The 17,496-nt window shown below is 68.2% G+C and carries 18 protein-coding genes; 6 read left to right on the top strand and 12 right to left on the bottom strand.

Going from position 1 to position 17,496, the window contains the following annotated elements:
* The first annotated feature begins 168 nt into the window (after positions 1–168).
* Positions 169–750 (top strand): HdeD family acid-resistance protein, encoded by a 582-nt coding sequence (locus ASF30_RS00090; protein ID WP_055899792.1) that lies wholly within the window; start codon positions 169–171, stop codon positions 748–750.
* Positions 751–822: 72 nt separating this feature from the next.
* Here ASF30_RS00090 and ASF30_RS00085 read toward each other — a convergent pair whose 3' ends face one another.
* Positions 823–1,590 (bottom strand): SDR family oxidoreductase, encoded by a 768-nt coding sequence (locus ASF30_RS00085; RefSeq protein ID WP_055899789.1) that lies wholly within the window; start codon positions 1,588–1,590, stop codon positions 823–825.
* 145 nt (positions 1,591–1,735) lie between these two features.
* On the opposite strand from ASF30_RS00085, the gene ASF30_RS00080 reads away from it, so the two are divergent.
* The 4 genes from ASF30_RS00080 (at position 1,736) to ASF30_RS00065 (ending at position 4,434) form a co-directional block, all read left to right on the top strand.
* Positions 1,736–2,215, top strand: coding sequence for an NfeD family protein (locus ASF30_RS00080; protein ID WP_055899786.1), 480 nt, complete (start codon positions 1,736–1,738; stop codon positions 2,213–2,215).
* On the top strand, positions 2,212–3,144 hold the full coding sequence (locus ASF30_RS00075) for an SPFH domain-containing protein (RefSeq protein WP_055899783.1): 933 nt from the start codon (positions 2,212–2,214) through the stop codon (positions 3,142–3,144). Before ASF30_RS00080 ends, ASF30_RS00075 begins: the two co-directional genes overlap by 4 nt.
* Positions 3,145–3,152: 8 nt before the next feature.
* Positions 3,153–3,920 (top strand): glycerophosphodiester phosphodiesterase, encoded by a 768-nt coding sequence (locus ASF30_RS00070; RefSeq protein WP_055899780.1) that lies wholly within the window; start codon positions 3,153–3,155, stop codon positions 3,918–3,920.
* A gap of 148 nt (positions 3,921–4,068) precedes the next feature.
* Positions 4,069–4,434, top strand: a complete 366-nt coding sequence (locus ASF30_RS00065) for an RNA polymerase-binding protein RbpA (RefSeq protein WP_055818572.1) — start codon at positions 4,069–4,071, stop codon at positions 4,432–4,434.
* A gap of 102 nt (positions 4,435–4,536) precedes the next feature.
* Here ASF30_RS00065 and lnt read toward each other — a convergent pair whose 3' ends face one another.
* The 10 genes from lnt to ASF30_RS00015 all read right to left on the bottom strand — a co-directional run bounded on the left by lnt (position 4,537) and on the right by ASF30_RS00015 (position 14,988).
* Complete coding sequence (gene lnt / locus ASF30_RS00060; protein ID WP_235480216.1) at positions 4,537–6,105, bottom strand: apolipoprotein N-acyltransferase; 1,569 nt, start codon at positions 6,103–6,105, stop codon at positions 4,537–4,539.
* 141 nt (positions 6,106–6,246) lie between these two features.
* Complete coding sequence (locus ASF30_RS00055) at positions 6,247–8,685, bottom strand: DEAD/DEAH box helicase (RefSeq protein ID WP_055899777.1); 2,439 nt, start codon at positions 8,683–8,685, stop codon at positions 6,247–6,249.
* 27 nt (positions 8,686–8,712) lie between these two features.
* Positions 8,713–9,465 (bottom strand): twin-arginine translocase subunit TatC, encoded by a 753-nt coding sequence (gene tatC, locus ASF30_RS00050; protein WP_055899774.1) that lies wholly within the window; start codon positions 9,463–9,465, stop codon positions 8,713–8,715.
* A 43-nt stretch (positions 9,466–9,508) separates the two neighbouring features.
* A complete protein-coding gene (gene tatA, locus ASF30_RS00045; protein ID WP_055899771.1) occupies positions 9,509–9,787 on the bottom strand; it encodes a twin-arginine translocase TatA/TatE family subunit in 279 nt (92 codons plus the stop codon).
* Between the two features lies 1 nt (position 9,788).
* On the bottom strand, positions 9,789–10,136 hold the full coding sequence (locus ASF30_RS00040; protein ID WP_055899768.1) for a hypothetical protein: 348 nt from the start codon (positions 10,134–10,136) through the stop codon (positions 9,789–9,791).
* Positions 10,137–10,145: 9 nt separating this feature from the next.
* Positions 10,146–11,141 carry a helix-turn-helix transcriptional regulator gene (locus ASF30_RS00035; protein WP_055899765.1) on the bottom strand — a complete coding sequence of 332 codons (996 nt, stop codon included), beginning with the start codon at positions 11,139–11,141 and terminating at the stop codon, positions 10,146–10,148.
* Entirely contained in the window at positions 11,134–12,141 is a 1,008-nt protein-coding gene (locus ASF30_RS00030; protein ID WP_235480215.1) for a helix-turn-helix transcriptional regulator, read from the bottom strand. Before ASF30_RS00030 ends, ASF30_RS00035 begins: the two co-directional genes overlap by 8 nt.
* Before the next feature lie 105 nt (positions 12,142–12,246).
* Complete coding sequence (locus ASF30_RS00025; protein ID WP_055899759.1) at positions 12,247–13,221, bottom strand: FKBP-type peptidyl-prolyl cis-trans isomerase; 975 nt, start codon at positions 13,219–13,221, stop codon at positions 12,247–12,249.
* 85 nt (positions 13,222–13,306) lie between these two features.
* Entirely contained in the window at positions 13,307–14,311 is a 1,005-nt protein-coding gene (locus tag ASF30_RS00020) for a tRNA (adenine-N1)-methyltransferase (protein ID WP_055899756.1), read from the bottom strand.
* Complete coding sequence (locus tag ASF30_RS00015) at positions 14,308–14,988, bottom strand: HAD family hydrolase (RefSeq protein WP_055899753.1); 681 nt, start codon at positions 14,986–14,988, stop codon at positions 14,308–14,310. The genes ASF30_RS00020 and ASF30_RS00015 overlap by 4 nt, the downstream gene beginning before the upstream one ends.
* A gap of 79 nt (positions 14,989–15,067) precedes the next feature.
* On the opposite strand from ASF30_RS00015, the gene ASF30_RS00010 reads away from it, so the two are divergent.
* Complete coding sequence (locus ASF30_RS00010) at positions 15,068–15,991, top strand: proteasome assembly chaperone family protein (protein ID WP_055899750.1); 924 nt, start codon at positions 15,068–15,070, stop codon at positions 15,989–15,991.
* A 258-nt stretch (positions 15,992–16,249) separates the two neighbouring features.
* Here the strand turns inward: ASF30_RS00010 and ASF30_RS00005 are convergent, their stop codons facing one another.
* The gene (locus ASF30_RS00005; protein WP_055899747.1) at positions 16,250–17,458 is read right to left on the bottom strand and encodes an IS30 family transposase; all 1,209 of its coding nucleotides are present in this window, start codon (positions 17,456–17,458) and stop codon (positions 16,250–16,252) included.
* Between the last annotated feature and the right edge of the window lie 38 nt (positions 17,459–17,496).

Genomic DNA, 17,496 nt, shown 5'->3' with positions numbered 1-17,496 from the left:
GGGCGGGTCGACGTCGCCGAACAGATTACCGGCGCCCGCCGACGGTCGACCCCGCTCCCCCGCATCCGCCGCACCGCCCACGGCCATTCGCGACACCGGCCGTCTCAATGGCGAGAAATCGTCGGATCTACGCCACAATCGGCAACAACGTATCCATGAAGGAGTGACATGTCCGACAACACCGCATTGGGATTCCAGATCGATCCCGATCGTCTCAGCAAGTCCGAAGTCAACGGCATCCGGGTGGCCCTCGGTATCAGTTCCGTCATCGCGCTCGTGCTGGGAATCCTCATCCTCGTCTGGCCCGACAAGACGGCGGGTCTCCTGGCGGTGCTGTTCGGCCTCTACTTCCTCATCGTGGGAATCGTGCGCCTGGCGAAGGGGATCTTCTCGAAGGGCATCTCCGGCGGATCCAGGACGCTGAACATCGTTCTGGGCCTGCTGCTCGTCATCGCTGGCATCTTCGCTCTGCGCAACCTCGAGTCGACCGTGGCGCTGCTCGGAATCATCATCGGCATCGCCTGGATCATCGAGGGTGTCGCCGCGCTGGTCGAGTCCGCGACCGACGGCTCGCGCTGGCCCGGCATCCTCTTCGGCGTGATCAGCATCATCGCCGGCATCGTCGTGCTGTTCCTCCCGGAGGCGACGGTGGTCGTCCTCGTCTGGATCGGCGGCATCTTCCTCGTGGTCGCAGGCCTGGTGCAGCTGGTGCAGGCCTTCACCTTCGGACGGAAGTCCACGGCCGCGTAACACTCCTGCCACGGCAAAGGCCCCTGTCCGAGTGGACAGGGGCCTTCGTCGTCGTCAGGTCGGCGAACCGCCTCAGCTCTCCGGAACGAAGTCGCTCGTGTCGCCCACGTACCGGGTGTTGTCCGCCAGGATCGGGTCGACCGCCGCCGCAGCGACCTCGGCGGCGAACTCGCCGACGTTGTACAGCTTGCCGGCCGACTCCTTGCGGGACGAGATGGCGCCGGGGTTCGCCCGCTCCAGCAGGGTCGCCGTGATGGTGCCCTCGATCATGTCTCCCGACACGACGACGAAGTCGATCCCGGATGCCGAGAGCTCGGGGATCCGAGCGCGCAGGGCGTCCTCGCCGGCGCGCTTGCTCAGCGCCACGGGGACGTACTCCGGCATGGTCTCCGTCGTACGGATGAAGTGGGCCTGGTGGCTGGTGACGAACACGACCCGGCTGCCGACGCCGAGGTGCGGGAGAGCCGCATCGAGCACACCGAGCTGGGCGTCGCGATTGAGCGTCATGGCGTAGTCGGCCGCCATTCCCGACTCCATCCCGCCGGAGGCGTTCAGCACCAGGATGTCGATGCTGCCGAACTCGGAGGCGACCTCGGCCATGAGCCCGTCGACGGAGGCGCGGTCCGTGAGGTCGGCGCCGACAGTGATGGCCCGCCCACCGGCAGCGCGGATCTCGTCGGCGAGCTTGACGGCGCGCGCCTCCTTGTTGCGGAAGTTGATGACGACATTCGCGCCGGCTGCGGCGAACAGGCGCACGGTGTCGGCGCCGATGCCGCGGGACGAACCCGTCACGACGGCTGTCTTCCCGGTGAGCGATCCGGGGGCGAGCGGGTTGGTCACTGTGCGACTCCTCGAGAGTGGTGCGAAATGAAGCGAGGGCGGATGCGTGCCTACCGCGCGCATCCCCCGCTCGACACTACCGAACATCCTCGGAAGCGAGCGAAACACCTGATAGCGTCGAAGAGGAAGCGCGAAGGGGGCGTACATGGACGACGGGGTCTTCGCATTCGCCTGGGTCGTCTGGCTCGCGCTCATCCTGATCTTCGTCACGATCGAGACGCTGACCCTCGAGCTCACCTTCCTCATGATCGCCATCGGCAGTGTCGGTGGCCTGATCGCCAGCCTGCTCGGGGTGCCATGGTGGTGGCAGATCGTCATCGCCGCCGTGCTCTCCGTCGCGCTGCTCGCCTTCATCCGGCCTCCGCTGCTCCGCGCGCTCAAGCGCGGCGGCGATCCGGCTCGCAGCAATGTCGACGCCCTCATCGGCATGGGCGCGACCATCGTCGCCTCCATCGGCGTCGGTGCCGGACCGGGCCAGGCGAAGCTCGCCAACGGCGAGACCTGGACCATCCGCCTCTCCCCTGTGACCGAACAGCGCATCGTCGCCGTCGGCGAACAGGTCATCGTCACCGCCATCGACGGGGCAACCGCCGTCGTCGTGCCGGTCGAAAGGACGCCAGAGTGACAGACACAGTGACAGGCCAGATCGTTCTGGCCGTCATCATCCTCGCCATCATCATCTTCGTGCTGGTGGTGCTGTTCCGCTCCATCCGGATCATCCCCCAGGCCTACGCGGGCGTCGTCGAGCGCCTCGGTCGGTACCACAAGACCTTCATGCCCGGGTTGAACCTTCTCGTCCCGTTCGTGGACAAGGTGCGTCGACTCGTCGACCTGCGCGAGCAGGTCGTCTCCTTCCCTCCGCAGCCCGTCATCACCGAAGACAACCTGGTCGTCTCCATCGACACCGTCGTCTACTTCCAGGTGACGGATGCCCGCGCCGCGACCTATGAGATCGCCAACTACCTCGGCGCCGTCGAGCAGCTGACCACGACCACCCTCCGCAACGTGGTGGGCGGGCTCAACCTCGAAGAGGCTCTCACCAGCCGCGACAACATCAACGGGCAGTTGCGCATTGTGCTCGATGAGGCGACGGGCAAGTGGGGCATCCGCGTCAATCGCGTCGAGCTCAAGGCGATCGATCCGCCCCACTCCATCCAGGACTCGATGGAGAAGCAGATGCGCGCCGAGCGAGACCGCCGAGCCCTCATCCTCACGGCCGAGGGAACGAAGCAGTCGGCCATCCTGACGGCCGAGGGCGCCAGGCAGGCCGAGATCCTGCGTGCCGAGGGTGATGCGAAGGCCGCCGTGCTGCGCGCCCAGGGCGAGGCGGAGGCCATCCGCACCGTCTTCACAGCCATCCACGAGGGCGACCCCGACCCGAAGCTGCTGGCCTACCAGTACCTGCAGACCCTTCCGCAGATCGCCCAAGGCGAGGCGAGCAAGCTCTGGATCATCCCGAGCGAGTTCACCGAGGCCCTGAAGGGCTTCAGCTCGGCGTTCACGGCAGGCAAGGGTGGCCCCACTCCCCCAGCCGATCCGCCAGTCTCGGCCTGAGGCTCCTGGTGCAGGCGCCGGGTTCGTTCCTCGACACCGCGTGGCCGCGCGTCTTCGCACACCGGGGCCTGGCGCTCAACGCGCCGGAGAACACCCTGCTCGCCTTCCAACGCGCGTTCGAGGTCGGCGCGACCCATCTCGAGACGGATGTGCACACCAGCCGTGACGGCGTCGCCGTGATCAGCCACGACCCCGACCTGGTGCGACTGGCCGGCAGGAAGCAGCGCATCGGCGAACTCTCGGTCGCCGAGCTCCTCGACATCGACCTGGGTCACGGCCAGTCGTTCTGCACCCTCGAGGACGCGCTGACGACGTTCCCCACGGCTCGTTTCAACATCGACGTGAAGGATGCCGGGTCCATCGCGAGCGTCGCCGAGACAGTGCAGGCGGCACAGGCCATCGAGCGGGTGCTCATCACCTCGTTCTCGGAGCGTCGCCGGGCGGCATCCGTCGCCCTGCTGCCCGGCGTGGCGTCGTCGGCGTCGGCGTCCATCGTGGTGCGCGCCGTGCTCGGTGCCCGCAGCGGGCTGCGTACCAGCGCGATCAGGACTCTTGGGGGCCTGGTCGCGCTGCAGATCCCCGAGAGGAGCGCCGGTGTGCAGCTGGTCACCCCGCGCGTGGTCGAGGCGGTCCATGCCGCCGGCCTCGAGGTGCATGTCTGGACCGTGAATGATCCGGCCGCCATGCGACGGCTGTTCGCCCTCGGCGTCGACGGTATCGTCACCGATCGTGCCGACGTCGCGGGGCACGTACTGCGTCGCGACGGCAGCGCCTGAAGGCAGCGCCAGACGTCAGCTCGGATCTCGGGCGACGAGGCGCTTCCACACGCCCAGGCTGGGAGACGGCTGTGCGAACGGGAGGTCACGGCAAGGTAACGCCCAGCTTGGGACGCTATAACTGTTCAGGCAGTGAGAGGAGATCACCATGGCTGATCGTAGTTTGCGCGGAATGCGCTTGGGCGCACAGAGCCTTCAGAGCGAAGAGGGCGTCGCTTTCGCACAGCGCGTCAATCACACCTATCGGTGCGAGCACTGCGGTCACGAATCCGTGATGACGTTCTCGGCTGACGCCGAGGCCCCGCAGAGCTGGGAATGCAAGCAGTGCGGCCTCGAGGCCATCCTCATCGTGGACTCGAAGCCTGTCGTCATCGACCGCTCCGACGAGAAGGTCGCCCGTACCCACTGGGACATGCTGCTCGAGCGTCGCACCATCCCCGAGCTCGAAGAGCTGCTCGAGGAACGACTCAACATCCTGCGCGCCCGTCGTGGCCAGCAGAAGATCGGCGCCTAGCCGCCGCGAACGACCATCGGAACGCGACCGCCCGTCATCGGGCGGTCGCGTTTCCGTTTAACGGCACCGGTGAGTATCCGCCGCGGATCGCTGCAGCCGGAGTCAGCGGCTCACTCGACGACGGATGCGCCGCCCGCGGACAGCGGCCCGGCAGGCCAGCACGAACCCGGCCAGGCCGAGTCCGGCCACCAGCCACTCGAGCCCCCGGCCGATCACCATGGCGGGCGTCGTGGTGTCGCTGAGCGGAACCTCCTGCACCATGGCCCCGGCCGTGAACGCCGGCAGCGAGTCGATGGTCGATCCGTCGGGTGCGACGATGGCGCTCTCCCCGACCGTCGAGATGTTCACGACGGTGCGCCCGGTCTCGACCGCGCGGATGCGGGCTATGGCCAACTGCTGGGCGCTCTCATCCGTCGGCTGCTCGGCGGTGCCGAAGTCGGCGTTGTTCGTCTGCGCGAGGATGATCTGCGCGCCCTGGTGCATGAGGTTGGAGATCAACTGGTCGTCGGCGATGTCGAAGCAGATGGAGATCCCGGCGATGACGCCGTCGATGTCGAAGACGCCGTCGGTCCGTCCGATCTGGTAGTCCCGGCCGACGAGATCGATGAGGTCCGGAGCGAACGGGCGCCAGAATGCCCTGTCGGGCATGTACTCGGCGAAGGGGACGGGATGGCCCTTGTCGTAGTAGTCCACGATCCCCTCCCCCGGCTCCCAGAGGAACGAGGTGTTGTAGTAGAGGCCGTCGCGCTCGGTGACGGTTCCCGCCACGAGTGGAGCATCGAGCGAGGTCGAGACGAAGTCGAGCACCTTGGCAGCCTGTGCCGAGCGATTGGGGTCGACATCCGACGCATTCTCGGGCCAGACCACCATGTCGATGTCCTTGCCGGCGAGGGGCAGGGAGGCGGAGGCGTGGTCCATGAGGATCTCGCCAGCCGGACGGTTCGCGAACAGACCGGCGTCGGCGTTTCCCTGAACGGCGGCGACGGTGGTGGTTCCCGACACGATGGTGGGCCACGCAGGCACCACGATGAGAACAGCGATGGCGCCGACGGCGGCACGGGCGCGCACTCCGGCCGGGATACCGAACTCGAGGATGAGGAAGAAGCTGAAGGCTGCGAGCCACGCCATCACGAAGCTGAGTCCGGCCACCCCGAACCAGGCGGCGAGGTCGGCGAACGGGCTCTCGGACTGCGAGAGCGCCAGACGGCCCCAGGCGAAGCCACCATAGGGCGCGACGGCCGTGAAGCCCTCTCGAGCGGTCCAGAGGCCGGCGACGACGACCGGCAGCATCCCGAGCCGCCCCAGGCGCGTCGGCCAGACGGCCGGTCCCCAGCCGAGCACGACCGCTATGAGAGCGCAGCCGATCGCGAAGAAGATGGCCTGCAGGATGCCGAGGGCGAGCCACGGCACGGGGCCGAGGTAGCGCGTCAACCAGATGATCTGGACCAGCCAGAACACGGCACCGCTCACGAAGCCGACGAGGAGGCCGGTCCCGAAACCGCGACCACGGAGAGCCACGAGCAGGAGGAGCAGGGCCACCGGAGCCAATGGCCACCAGCCGCGATCGGGGAACGCGGCGTCGAGCAGATAGCCCGAGCCTGCAGCGAGGAGGACCGCGCCCCACAGCGGAACGAGCGGCGTCGCTCGCTGGGTGGGGACGCCGATCTGCACCTGATCAGCCTAAGCGAGCCGGAACGGGCATCCGTTCACGAGCGTCGAGTCATCCGAACCGCCCACTTCCGACGGTCGGGCGCACCGCACACTGGCTGAAGTGGGCGACTCGACGCGTGAGCGACGAGCCTCGAGCGGGACTCAGGCGACGGTCGAGTAGGCCACGATGCCGCGTCGAACCCCGTCGATGGCCGCGCGGGCGTTCCGGGCCACTGGGTTGTCGGCGACGACCGAGAGTTGGTCGAGCAGGTCGATGGTCTGCTTCGTCCAGCGCACGAAGTCGCCGGCCGCCATGTCGGCCTCCTTGAGCACGTCGGTGAGCCTGCCTCCCCTGGCCCACTTGTACATCGCCAGGCACAGGCCGGTCGCGATCGGGCTGGAGCCCTGCAGCTTGCTGTCGCGCTCGAGGTCGTCGAGATCGCTCCAGAGCAGTTGCGTCGCCTCCAACGCCTCGGGGAACGCGCCGCGGGGCAGATAGCGCTCCACGGTCTCGCTCTCCTCACGGCGCGGCTCGAACACGAGGGCGCAGGCCATCGCGGCGAGGCCGGCCGGCTCGAGCGAGTCCCACAGGCCGCGCCGGAGCGCCTCGGCGGCGAGCAGGTCGCGATCGCCGTAGATGCGGCGAAGCATCCGTCCGGCGGATGTCGCCCCCAGACGACCGTGCTCGTCACGCTCGAGGTAGTCGAGGCGCAGGAGCACGTCGGTGACGCGGTCGAAGATGCGGGCGACGGCGCCGGTCCGCGCGCGGATCTGCTGCTGCAGTGTGTCATTCTCGCGCTTGAGGCGATACCAGCGCTCGGCCCAGCGGGAGTGCGCCTCCCGCTCGTTGCAGGCGTGGCAGGGATGCGACTTCAGGCGATTGCGCAGCTTGGTGAGCTCGCGCTGCCGCTTCTGACGAGCCGCCTGGGGCTGGCTGTCGGCGCGGGCGCCCTGCTTCTCGAGGTCGGAGAGCTGGTGCCTGATGGAGGCGTATTCGCGGAAGTCGCCGAGGTGGCAGGTCATGGCCTCCTCGTAGCCGGCCAGCGATTCCTGCTGCTGGCGCACAGTGCGGGCCAGGTCGACGACGGCACGGTCGGCCTGGAACTGCGCGAACGACGACTCGAGGATGTCGCGGGCACGCTCGCGCCCGAACTGCTCGATGAGGTTGACGGCCATGTTGTAGGTGGGTCTGAAACTGGAGTTGAGCGGATAGCTGCGACGGGACGCCAGCGAGGCGACGGCCTGCGGGTCGAGGCCCTGCTGCCACTGGATGACCGAGTGTCCCTCGACGTCGATGCCGCGCCGACCCGCTCGCCCGGTCAGCTGGGTGTACTCCCCCGGCGTGACGGGAACCCTGGCCTCGCCGTTGAACTTCTCCAGCTTCTCCATCACCACGGTGCGGGCCGGCATGTTGATGCCTAGCGCCAGCGTCTCCGTGGCGAAGACGACCTTGACGAGCTTCTTCTGGAACAGCTCCTCGACGACCTCCTTGAACGCGGGGAGCATGCCGGCGTGGTGCGCGGCAACACCCCGCTCCAGCCCCTCGAGCCACTCCCAGTAGCCGAGCACCGCGAGGTCCTCGTCAACCATGGTGCGGCTGCGTTCCTCCGCGATGCGGCGGATCTCGCTGCGCTCGGCGGCATCGGTCAACCTGATGCCGCTTCGCAGCACCTGGCGCACGGCCTGGTCGCATCCGACCCGGCTGAAGATGAAGAAGATGGCCGGCAGGAGGTGCTTGCCGTCGAGCAGTGCCACCAGGTCCTCGCGCGGCATCCTGCCCTCGTGCGGCGGCGGGCGGTGGTAGCCGCCGCGATCGCGCCCGCGACGACCGGCTGTCGACCTGTTCTGGATGGAGCGACCACCGGATGCCGCCAGTTGCACGAGCTCGGGGTTCACCCGGATCGTCGTGATGACGCCGGACGAGTCGAACAGGTCGACCAGCTTGGTGCGCACGAGCACGTGCTGCTCGAGCGGCACGGGGCGATCCTCGGAAACGATGACCGCGGTGTCACCACGCACGGCCTGGAGCCAGTCGCCGAACTCCTCGGCGTTCGACACGGTGGCGCTCAGGGAGACCATCCGCACCCGTTGCGGGAGGTGGATGATGACCTCCTCCCAGACTGCTCCGCGGAAGCGGTCGCCCAGGAAGTGCACCTCGTCCATCACGACGAAGGCGAGGTCCGTGAGCAGGTCGGAGTCGGCGTAGAGCATGTTGCGCAGCACCTCGGTGGTCATGACCACGATGCGCGCGCCGGAGTTGATGTTGGTGTCGCCGGTGAGCAGCCCGACCTCGGAGGCACCGTACTCGTCGACGAACTCGTTGAACTTCTGGTTGGAGAGGGCCTTCATCGGCGTCGTGTAGAACACCTTCGCCCGCGACTGCTGCATGGCCAGGTAGACGGCGAACTCCGCCACCACGGTCTTGCCGGCGCCCGTCGGCGCTGCGACCAGCACGCTGCCGCCGTCTTCGAGGCTGGCGCAGCTCCCGCGTTGGAAATCGTCGAGATCGAAACCGAGCCCGGCACGGAAGGCCTCGAGCTGCGGATGCGTCGAGCTGGTCCTGAAGGCCGCGTACCGCTCGGCTGGGGAGGGTGTGCTCACGACTTCAGCCTAGGTCGTGTCGGAGCGTCAGAGCGCGAGCTCGGCCTCGAACGCCCGCGCGCGCCGTGCAGCACGACGATCGTGCACCCACGCCACGCCCCAGGCCGCGAAGTACAGCACGACCATCGGCAGTGCCAGCAGGAACATCGACACGACATCCGCTGCGGGAGTGGCGATCGCGGTGAACAGCACGATCACGAGGATCGCCCAGCGCCATGAGCCGATGATCGACTTCGCACTGATCACGCCCGCGAAGTTCAACAGGACGAGGAAGACCGGCAGCACGAAGGCGATGCCGATGGCCAGCACGAGCTTCAGCACGAACTGGAAGTAGTCCTTGGCGTTGATGAACGCCGCGTCGTCGGGCGGTGCGAAGCTCGTCATCAGGTCGACGACGTGCGGGAGCACGTACCAGCCGGCCGCACAGCCGGCCAGGAACAGTGGGATGGCCGTGAAGAAGAAGCCGAAGGTGTACTGCTTCTCGGTGCGGCTGAGCGCCGGCATGAAGAAGGCGAAGATCTGGTACAACCACATGGGGCTCGAGATCACGATGCCGATGTAGAAGGCGATCTGCAGTTTCAGGTCGAAGGCCGAGGTGATGTCGGGGTAGTTGATGACGGCGTTGCGGTGCTGCGCCTTCACGATCTGGATCACCGGAACGCGCAGGGCGTTCCAGACGAAATCGGAGAGGAACCAGCCGACGATGGCGCCCACGACGATGCCGCCGGCGGCGAGGAAGAGTCTCTTGCGCAGCTCCAGCAGGTGCTGGCCCAGTGACATCCGACCTTCGCTGTTGCTGCGCTTCGTTGCGCGAGCGGCCACGCTACTTCTTGGTGGGGGAATCGGTCGAGCCCGCGGCATCCGTCGAGGCCACAGTCGTGGTCGTCGTGGAGCCGTCGGGGTTCGTGACAGTCGTCGAACCGTCGGAGTTGATGACTGTCGTCGTCTCTTCAGGCTTCTTGTCCGGCGCGACCTCGGTCTTGAGGATCTTCATCGACTGGCCGAGGCTGCGGGCCAGAGCCGGGAGCTTGGGAGCGCCGAAGAGCAGAAGGATGATCACGAGGATGATCAGGAAGTGCCATCCGGTGAGGTTCTGAAGCATGTCAGCTGGTCCAATTCTGCGTGGAATGTGTGAGTAGTCTACCCCGCGCGACACGTGCGTCTCGGCGGGCCTGGCGGCGGTGCGCCCGCTCGGCCATGCGCATGCCCCAGGCGAAGGCGTAGCCGTCGCGATCACCGAACACCGCTCTCTCACGCTGGGCGGCCTTCTCGGCGGCGTCTTCGAGTCCGTCGAGGGCACGCTCCAGTTCGGATGCGGTACGAGTCAGGTCGCCGTAGGCCGCGAGGGCGACGCGGCCCTTGCGCCAGGCACGACGGCCGAGGAACACCACGACCAGCACGAGGGCGACCAGGAGCACACCCCAGATGAGGAACCACGACCAGCTCGGCATCCGGTCAGCCTAACCCGCGTGCGATTCGGCGTCGGCGGCGTACTGCTCGGCTCCGGCCTCGGCCCATTCCGCGACGACGCGACGCGCCTCGGGGGGCGAGACGACAGTCACGATGCCCGCGTAGCCGGCGACGATGCGCTTGAGGCCGTGATGGTGCGCCACGCGAAGGGTCGTGCGCACCAGGCCGGGACGCGAACCGGGCTCGCTGCCCTCCGGACGATAGTCGGCGAGCAGCGGCAGCCCGTCGACGGGCACCTCGATGACGACCTCGAGGTCGTCGGGCGACCCCTGGAAGAGCTCGTCGGAGAGCGAGAAGTCGTCGATCGTGCGGGTAGCGGGCTCTGGGAGCACCTCCACGGCGTCCATGCGGTCCAGCCGGAAGGTGCGCAGCGCCTCGCGGGCGTGGTCCCAGCCGCGCAGGTACCAGTCGCGATCGATCGATTCGAGGCGCAGGGGGTCGACGATCCGCCTCTCGGCATCGCCGCGCGACGTGCGGTAGTCGAAGGCGACCCTGGTGCCGGCGGATGCGGCGGATCGCAGCAGCGCCCGGGTCGCATCGGGTACCCCGCTCTCGACTCCCACCTCGGCCGGCGTTGCCGACGAACCACGCGCGAGCTTCGCCAGGAGAACGCTGATGGCGTCGCTGTCGGCGTTCTCCGGGAGGGCGGAGAGGTACTTCAGCCCGGCGATGAGCGCTGCGGCCTCGCGCGCGGAGAACCGGGGCGCCTCGTCGATGACGATGTTGCGGGTGAGGATGACTGTGCCCTCCTCGAGGGCGTCGTAGTCGATCTCGAACAGGTCGTTGTCGAGATACGCCTTCGACTCACCGGGGATGCCCGTCATCGGCAGGAGAGCGATGGTGCGACGCACCAGCTCGGGCGTGACGTCGAAGTGCTCGGCGACCTCGTCGACGGCGACGGCGCCGCGATCCAGGAGGTACGGCACGACGGAGAGCATGAAGAGAGTGCGGTCGGCTCCGAGCAGGGTGCGTCGTCGTTCAGCCACGGGCTGCTCCTTCCGAGCGGTGCTGGGCGGCGACCTGGAGCAGGCGCCGGTGCACGGCGGCGCGGAGGGCCGGGGGCTCGTGCACCAGCACCTCGGGTCCGTAGCCGGCGAGCTCGTCGGCGAGGATGTCGAGGTCGGTGAAGTGGAGCACGACGCGGGTGCCGTCGCTCTCAGCTGCCCGGCGGCCCAGCCGCATGGCGGCATCGGTCTCGGGCCTGGTCTCGATCACGGCCCTGTTGCGCTGCGACACCTCGGCGAGTTCGGTCTGCGAGCGCTCGACGGCTCCTGTGGTGTCGATCTCGGGCGCCTCGACGTCGGGGCGCTGCACGACAGTCGCCACGATGCGGGACAGCAGGAAGGTGCGGGTGGCTCCGGCGTCGATGTCCTGGGCGTAGAGGTGCCACCGTCCATCGTGCTGCACGAGGGCGAGCGGCAGCACGGTGCGCCGGCGCGGGGCCGCTTCACCGGGCTTGAGGTAGGGGAAGGAGACGACGACCTTGGCCGTCTGCGCCGCCTGCAGTGGAGCGAACGCAGCCTCGCGCACCCTGATGCGCGGCGCGTAACCGACGAGGGGCTCGCTCGCCTCGATTCCTCGCGAGCTGAGCTTGAGCAGGGCGCGGCGGGAGTCGTCCGACAGGGAGCCCTCACGCCAGACCGCCGCGGCGAGGGCCAGCAGGCCGATCTCCTGCGGCGAGAACTCGATGTCGCTCGGCAGGTCGTAAAGGCGCTTGGGGATGAGGTAGCGCAGCGCCGTGTTGTCGCCGGGGCGATCGGGCGAGTCGATGGTCTCCAGCGGGATGCCGAGTTCGCGCACGGCGTCCTTGTCGCGCTCGAACTTGCGCTCGAGAGCGCTGTTGTCTCCGCCGGCCCTGTAGTCGCGGCTGTAGCCCTGCACGGTCGAGAGGATGTCGGCCTTGGTCAGGCCGTTCTCACTCGCCATGAGGGCCAGGGTGAGACTGAAGAGACGCTCTTCGACGGAGGTGGGAGGGCTTGCAGGCACGTCTGCGATCTTACTGTTCCGGCCGCATCCGGACAGCGAGACGGGGCCGGATGCTGCGCATCCGACCCCGTCATCAGCGGGTCACGCGACCCCCGGTGCGAACGCTCAGCCGACGCCGAGCACGTCCACCACGAACACGAGGGTCGAGTTCGCGGGGATGGTGTCCTGGGCGGTGGAGCCGTAGCCCTTGTCCGGAGGGATGATGGCGATGAACTGCGAGCCGACCTTCTGGCCGACGAGGGCATCGGCGAAGCCCTCGATCACGCCACCGTCGACGCCTGATGCCGCGGTGAAGGTGGCCGGTGTGCCGCGCTCCCAGCTGGAGTCGAACACCGTGCTGGGCTTCTTGCCGTCCCAAAGCACGCCCGTGTAGTGAACGGTGACGCTGTCGCCCTTCTTCACGGCGGTGCCGGTGCCCTTCTTGAGATCGGCGACCTCGAGAGTCTTGGGAGCGGGATCCGAGCCGATGGTGATTCCGGGGGCGCCGTTCTCGGCGAGGACGACCGACGGGAAGCCGTTCTGCGGGGTCTGCTCGGCGCCGTTCGCGCGGGTCAGGTAGGTCTTGTCGACATCGATCACGAAGACCAGGTTGTCGTCAGGGCCGACGTTGATGCTGGCGTTGCCCGCGTCGCCGAAGGCGTCCTTCGGGGGCACGACGAGGCTGATGCGCGAACCCTCGGTGGCGCAGAGGAGGCCCTTTCGCAGGCCCTCCTGCAGCTGGTCCTTCGCGACGACGACCGAGAGGGGCGTCGCGTCGTCCGCGCCGTACTTGGTCTTCTCGATGAGCTTGCCATCGGTGCCGTTGTACACGGCCATCTCGATGGTGACCTTCTGGCCTGCCACGACGCCGTCTCCGGTGCCTGCCGTGAGCACGCTGGACTGGGTCTGCTCGGCCTTCAGAGGGGTCGGGAAGTCGACGTTCGGCGCGGAGCCGACGGCTCCCGTGGCCGTCACGAGCTTCGAGGCGTCTCCAGACGGGGCACCGCCGGTGCAGTCGGCCGCGGCCGGAGTCGATGAGCAGGCGGTCAGTGCGACCGCAATCAGGCCGGCGGCCGCGATGAGCGCGGGAAGCTTGCGCACGGGTCCTCGTTTCGATGCTGGGGTTCTGTGAGTGCTGGAGAACGGATGGCGCAGCCGATGCTGCCATCTCGCCCGAACAGTGATCCTAGTCGGCCTCGAGGTCGCGAGCCTTCGAGGCCGCTGCACCGGCTCCGGCGGCCCGGACGCGCTTGCGCATGCTCTTGGGACTCACCGTGCGCTCGCCGAGTGCCCCGGGGGTCCAGAGCTCGACGTCCTCGTCACTGAAGTCGGTCTTCGACGGCCGGCGCTTCAACTCGGGCAGCACCGTATCGGGCGCGAGACGACGCGCCGTCAGCAGGAAGCCGGTGTGGCCGATCATTCGGTGGTCCGGCCGAACGGCGAGACCCTCGACGTGCCAGCCGCGCACCATGGTCTCGCTGGACTGCGGGTTGGTGTACTCGCCGGTGGCGCGGATGGCCTCGGCGACCCGGGAGAGCTGGGTCACTGTGGCGACGTAGCAGAGGAGCACACCGCCGGGCTTGAGCGCCTCGGACACGGCGGGAAGGCATTCCCACGGCGCGAGCATGTCGAGCACGACGCGATCGGCGGCATCCGTCGCCACCTGCTGCGGAAGCTCCTCGGCCAGGTCACCGAGGGTGATCGACCAGTTCTCGGGCTCGTAGCCGAGGAAGGTCTCGGCGTTGCCCCGGGCGACGTCGGCGAACTCCTCGCGTCGTTCGAAGGAGGCGAGGCGACCGGCGGGACCGATGGCGCGCAGCAGCCAGAGCGAGAGCGCTCCGGAGCCGACGCCGGCCTCGACGACGGTCGCTCCGGGGAAGATGTCGGCCAGAGCGAGGATCTGCGCCGCGTCCTTCGGGTAGATGATCGCGGCTCCGCGCGGCATCGACATGACGAAGTCGGCCAGCAGCGGGCGCAGGGCGAGGTGCTCGACGCCGGCGTTGTTGGTGACGACGGATGCGTCGGGAAGACCGATGATGTCGTCGTGCGGGAGGATGCCGCGGTGGGAGTGGAAGTCCTTGCCCGACTCCAGCGTGATGGTGTTCATCTTGCCCTTGGGCCCCGTGAGCTGCACGCGGTCGCCGATGCGGAACGGGCCGCTGTTGGCCGGACGGTGGTCTTCTGCGGTCATCGTGCGATGCCTTCCGCTGATGCGGCGTGAACGCCGAGGAGATCGGCGAGGGTACGACCCTCGAGGGTCGGCCAGAGCACGTCGGCGTGACCGGCGGCGAGCGGCACCATGTGCGGCACGCCGACGGTGGTGCATCCGGCGGCACGAGCCGAGGCGAGGCCGGGCACCGAGTCCTCGATCGCCAGGCACGCGGATGCCGCCACCCCGAGCTGCTCGGCAGCGGCGAGGTAGGCGTCAGGGAACGGCTTGGGGTTCTCGACGGAGTCGCCGGTGACGATGACGTCGAAGGCCGGGAAACCGATGAGGGCGGCGACCTGCTCGGCCATCCGCTTCACCGACATCGTCACGAGGGCGGTCTTGACGCCATTCTCGCGCAGTTCGGAGAGCAGTTCGCGGGCACCGGGACGCCACGGCACCCCATCGGTCTCCAGCTGCTGCTGCACGCTGTTCGTCAACCTGTCGACGATGGCGTCGGCGTCGAGCTCGGCACCGGCGGCCTGGAAGATGCGGGCCGACTCCCAGAGGCCCAGTCCCACGACGCCGAGGGCGTCCTCGTGGGTCCACACTCCGCCGAACGATTCGATGAGCTCGGTCTCGGCACGCATCCAGTACGGTTCCGTGTCGACGAGGGTGCCGTCCATATCCCAGAGGACGGCGGCCGGAGTGTCTGTGGTCACAACGGTCAAGTCTACTTTGCGCGTCCTATCCTTGAGGTCAGGCCGTCAGCGGCCACGGACGGAATCGAGGTCGCCCCCGGTGGCAGAACGCAACGGCATCCTGAACGGTCGCATCCTGGTCGTCGCCTTCGAGGGCTGGAACGACGCGGGCGAGGCGGCATCCGGAGCCGTGCGCTCCCTCAAGGACGAGCTCGAACTGGTCGAGATCTTCACCGTCGACCCCGAGCTGTACTTCGACTACCAGTTCAATCGCCCGATGGTGGCGACGGACGAGGATGGCCAGCGCACTCTGACGTGGCCGAGTGCCGACATGTACGGACCGACGCGTCCCGAGGCCGAGGTGGCTTCGCTGGCAGCGGATGCCGACCTGCAGGTGAGCGGGGCGAACACGGGCAATATCTACCTGCTTCTCGGCACGGAGCCGTCGCGCAGCTGGAAGGGGTTCGCCGCCGAGGTGATCGACGCCGCGCTGACCGCCGACATCGGCGGCATCGTGTTCCTCGGTGCCATGCTCGCGGATGTTCCGCACACCCGACCGATCTCGTTGATGTCGGCCAGCGACAACGCCGACATGCGTGCGGCCCTGCACTTGGAGCGCTCGACGTACGAGGGTCCCGTCGGCATCCTGAGCGTGCTGGCGGATGCCGCCGAGAAGGTGGGCATCCCCACACTCACGATCTGGGCCTCGGTGCCGCACTACGTGCACAACGCCCCGTCTCCGAAGGCCATGCTGGCGCTCATCGACAGGCTCGAGGAGGTCATCGACGTGACCATCCCGCGTGGCGACCTCGTGAGTGAGGCCGCGGCATGGGAAGCGGGGATCGACGCTCTCGCCGCTGATGACGAGGACATGGCCGCCTACATCGTGCAGCTCGAGCAGGCGCGCGACACCGTGGACTCCCCCGAGGCCAGCGGTGAGGCCATCGCCCAGGAGTTCGAGAAGTACCTGCGCAAGCGTGGCGACCGCCCCGACGGGCGCAACGACGACCCGCGGCGGCACTGACCAGAGGGCGCGCCCATCGGTCGGCGCGGTTCGGCCGGGGCGTTCGCGCTGCGCCATTTCGCGGGGTGCTGCGCCAGTTCAACTGGGGCGCTGTCAAGTGGTCGTTGCAACTTGCGGGTTCAGGAGTGTGTTGAGTGCTTGGGCTGGTGTGCGGTAGTCGAGGGTGGGTCGGGGACGCTGGTTCAACGTGTCTTGTACGCGCTGCAGCGCTGCGGCGGGCGGGGAGCTCGATGCTCTGCACTGCCCTGCCNGGCGCTGTCAAGTGGTCGTTGCAACTTGCGGGTTCAGGAGTGTGTTGAGTGCTTGGGCTGGTGTGCGGTAGTCGAGGGTGGGTCGGGGACGCTGGTTCAACGTGTCTTGTACGCGCTGCAGCGCTGCGGCGTCCCACGCGTGCAGGTCGCTGCCCTTGGTCAGCCAAAACCTGAGGAGCCGGTTCGTGTTCTCGTTCGAGCCGCGTTGCCAGGGCGAGTGCGGGTCGCAGAAGAACACCGGTGCTTTCAGGGCGAGCTGGATCCGGGCGTAGTCGGCCAGCTCGACGCCGCGGTCCCAGGTGATCGAGCGCCGCAGATGCTCCGGCAGGGCGCTCATCTGCTGGATCATCGTGGTCGCGACCTCGTCGGCAGTGTGGCGGCCCGGTAGGTGCAGCAGAATCACGAACCGGGTCGAGCGTTCCACCAGCGTCCCGACCGCGGACCGGTTCCCGGCCCCCATGATCAGGTCGCCTTCCCAGTGTCCTGGCACGGCGCGGTCGGCCACCTCGGCGGGCCGGTCACTGATCGTGTAGGCGTGCTCGTAGATCGCTTTGCCCCGCCGCTCGAGATTGCCGTGCGGTTTGCGGCGGGTGCGCCCGGTGGACAGCTTGCGGGCCAGGTCCTGGCGCAGCAGGCCGCGCCCCTGGACATACAGGGCCCGGTAGATCGTCTCGTGACTCACCCGCCCAGTCTGGTCCTGGCCGGCATCCCTAGCGAGCATCGCGGCGATCAGCCCGGGACTCCAGCCCTGGTCCAGCCCCTCCTCGACCCGAGCACGCAGCACCGGGTTCGCAGCCAACTTGGGCTGTTTCGGGCGAGCGCGCTCGACTGCGGCGCCCCGATCAGCGACCGCTGCACGGTAGACCCCGTCGGCGCCGCGGTTCCGGGTGATCTCTCGACTGATCACAGACTTGTCCCGCCCGATCAGTGCTCCGATCCGGGCCAGAGTGAGTCGCCCCGTCAACCCCGCCTGAATCACCGCCCGGTCCTCGGAAGAGAGATACCGCCCGCCCTTAGCTCGAGCCGGCGGCAGCGGGGCAGCGAGCCCGCCGCGACGTCCCCGCTGCAATCGCATATTCACGCCTGCAGATTCCCACCAACCCCGCACCGTGCCCCGCGGCACGCCCAGCATCTCAGCCGCAGCCTTCACCGACGACCCCGCACAGACAGCCTCGATGAACGACGCCCGCACCTGGCTCGAGTACCTCACACTCATCGCAACCCCTCACGTTGCAACGACTGTATGAATTCACC

Source organism: Leifsonia sp. Leaf264, from assembly GCF_001422325.1.
Classification (GTDB): domain Bacteria; phylum Actinomycetota; class Actinomycetes; order Actinomycetales; family Microbacteriaceae; genus Orlajensenia.
This window is presented reverse-complemented; position numbering and strand designations above follow the sequence as displayed.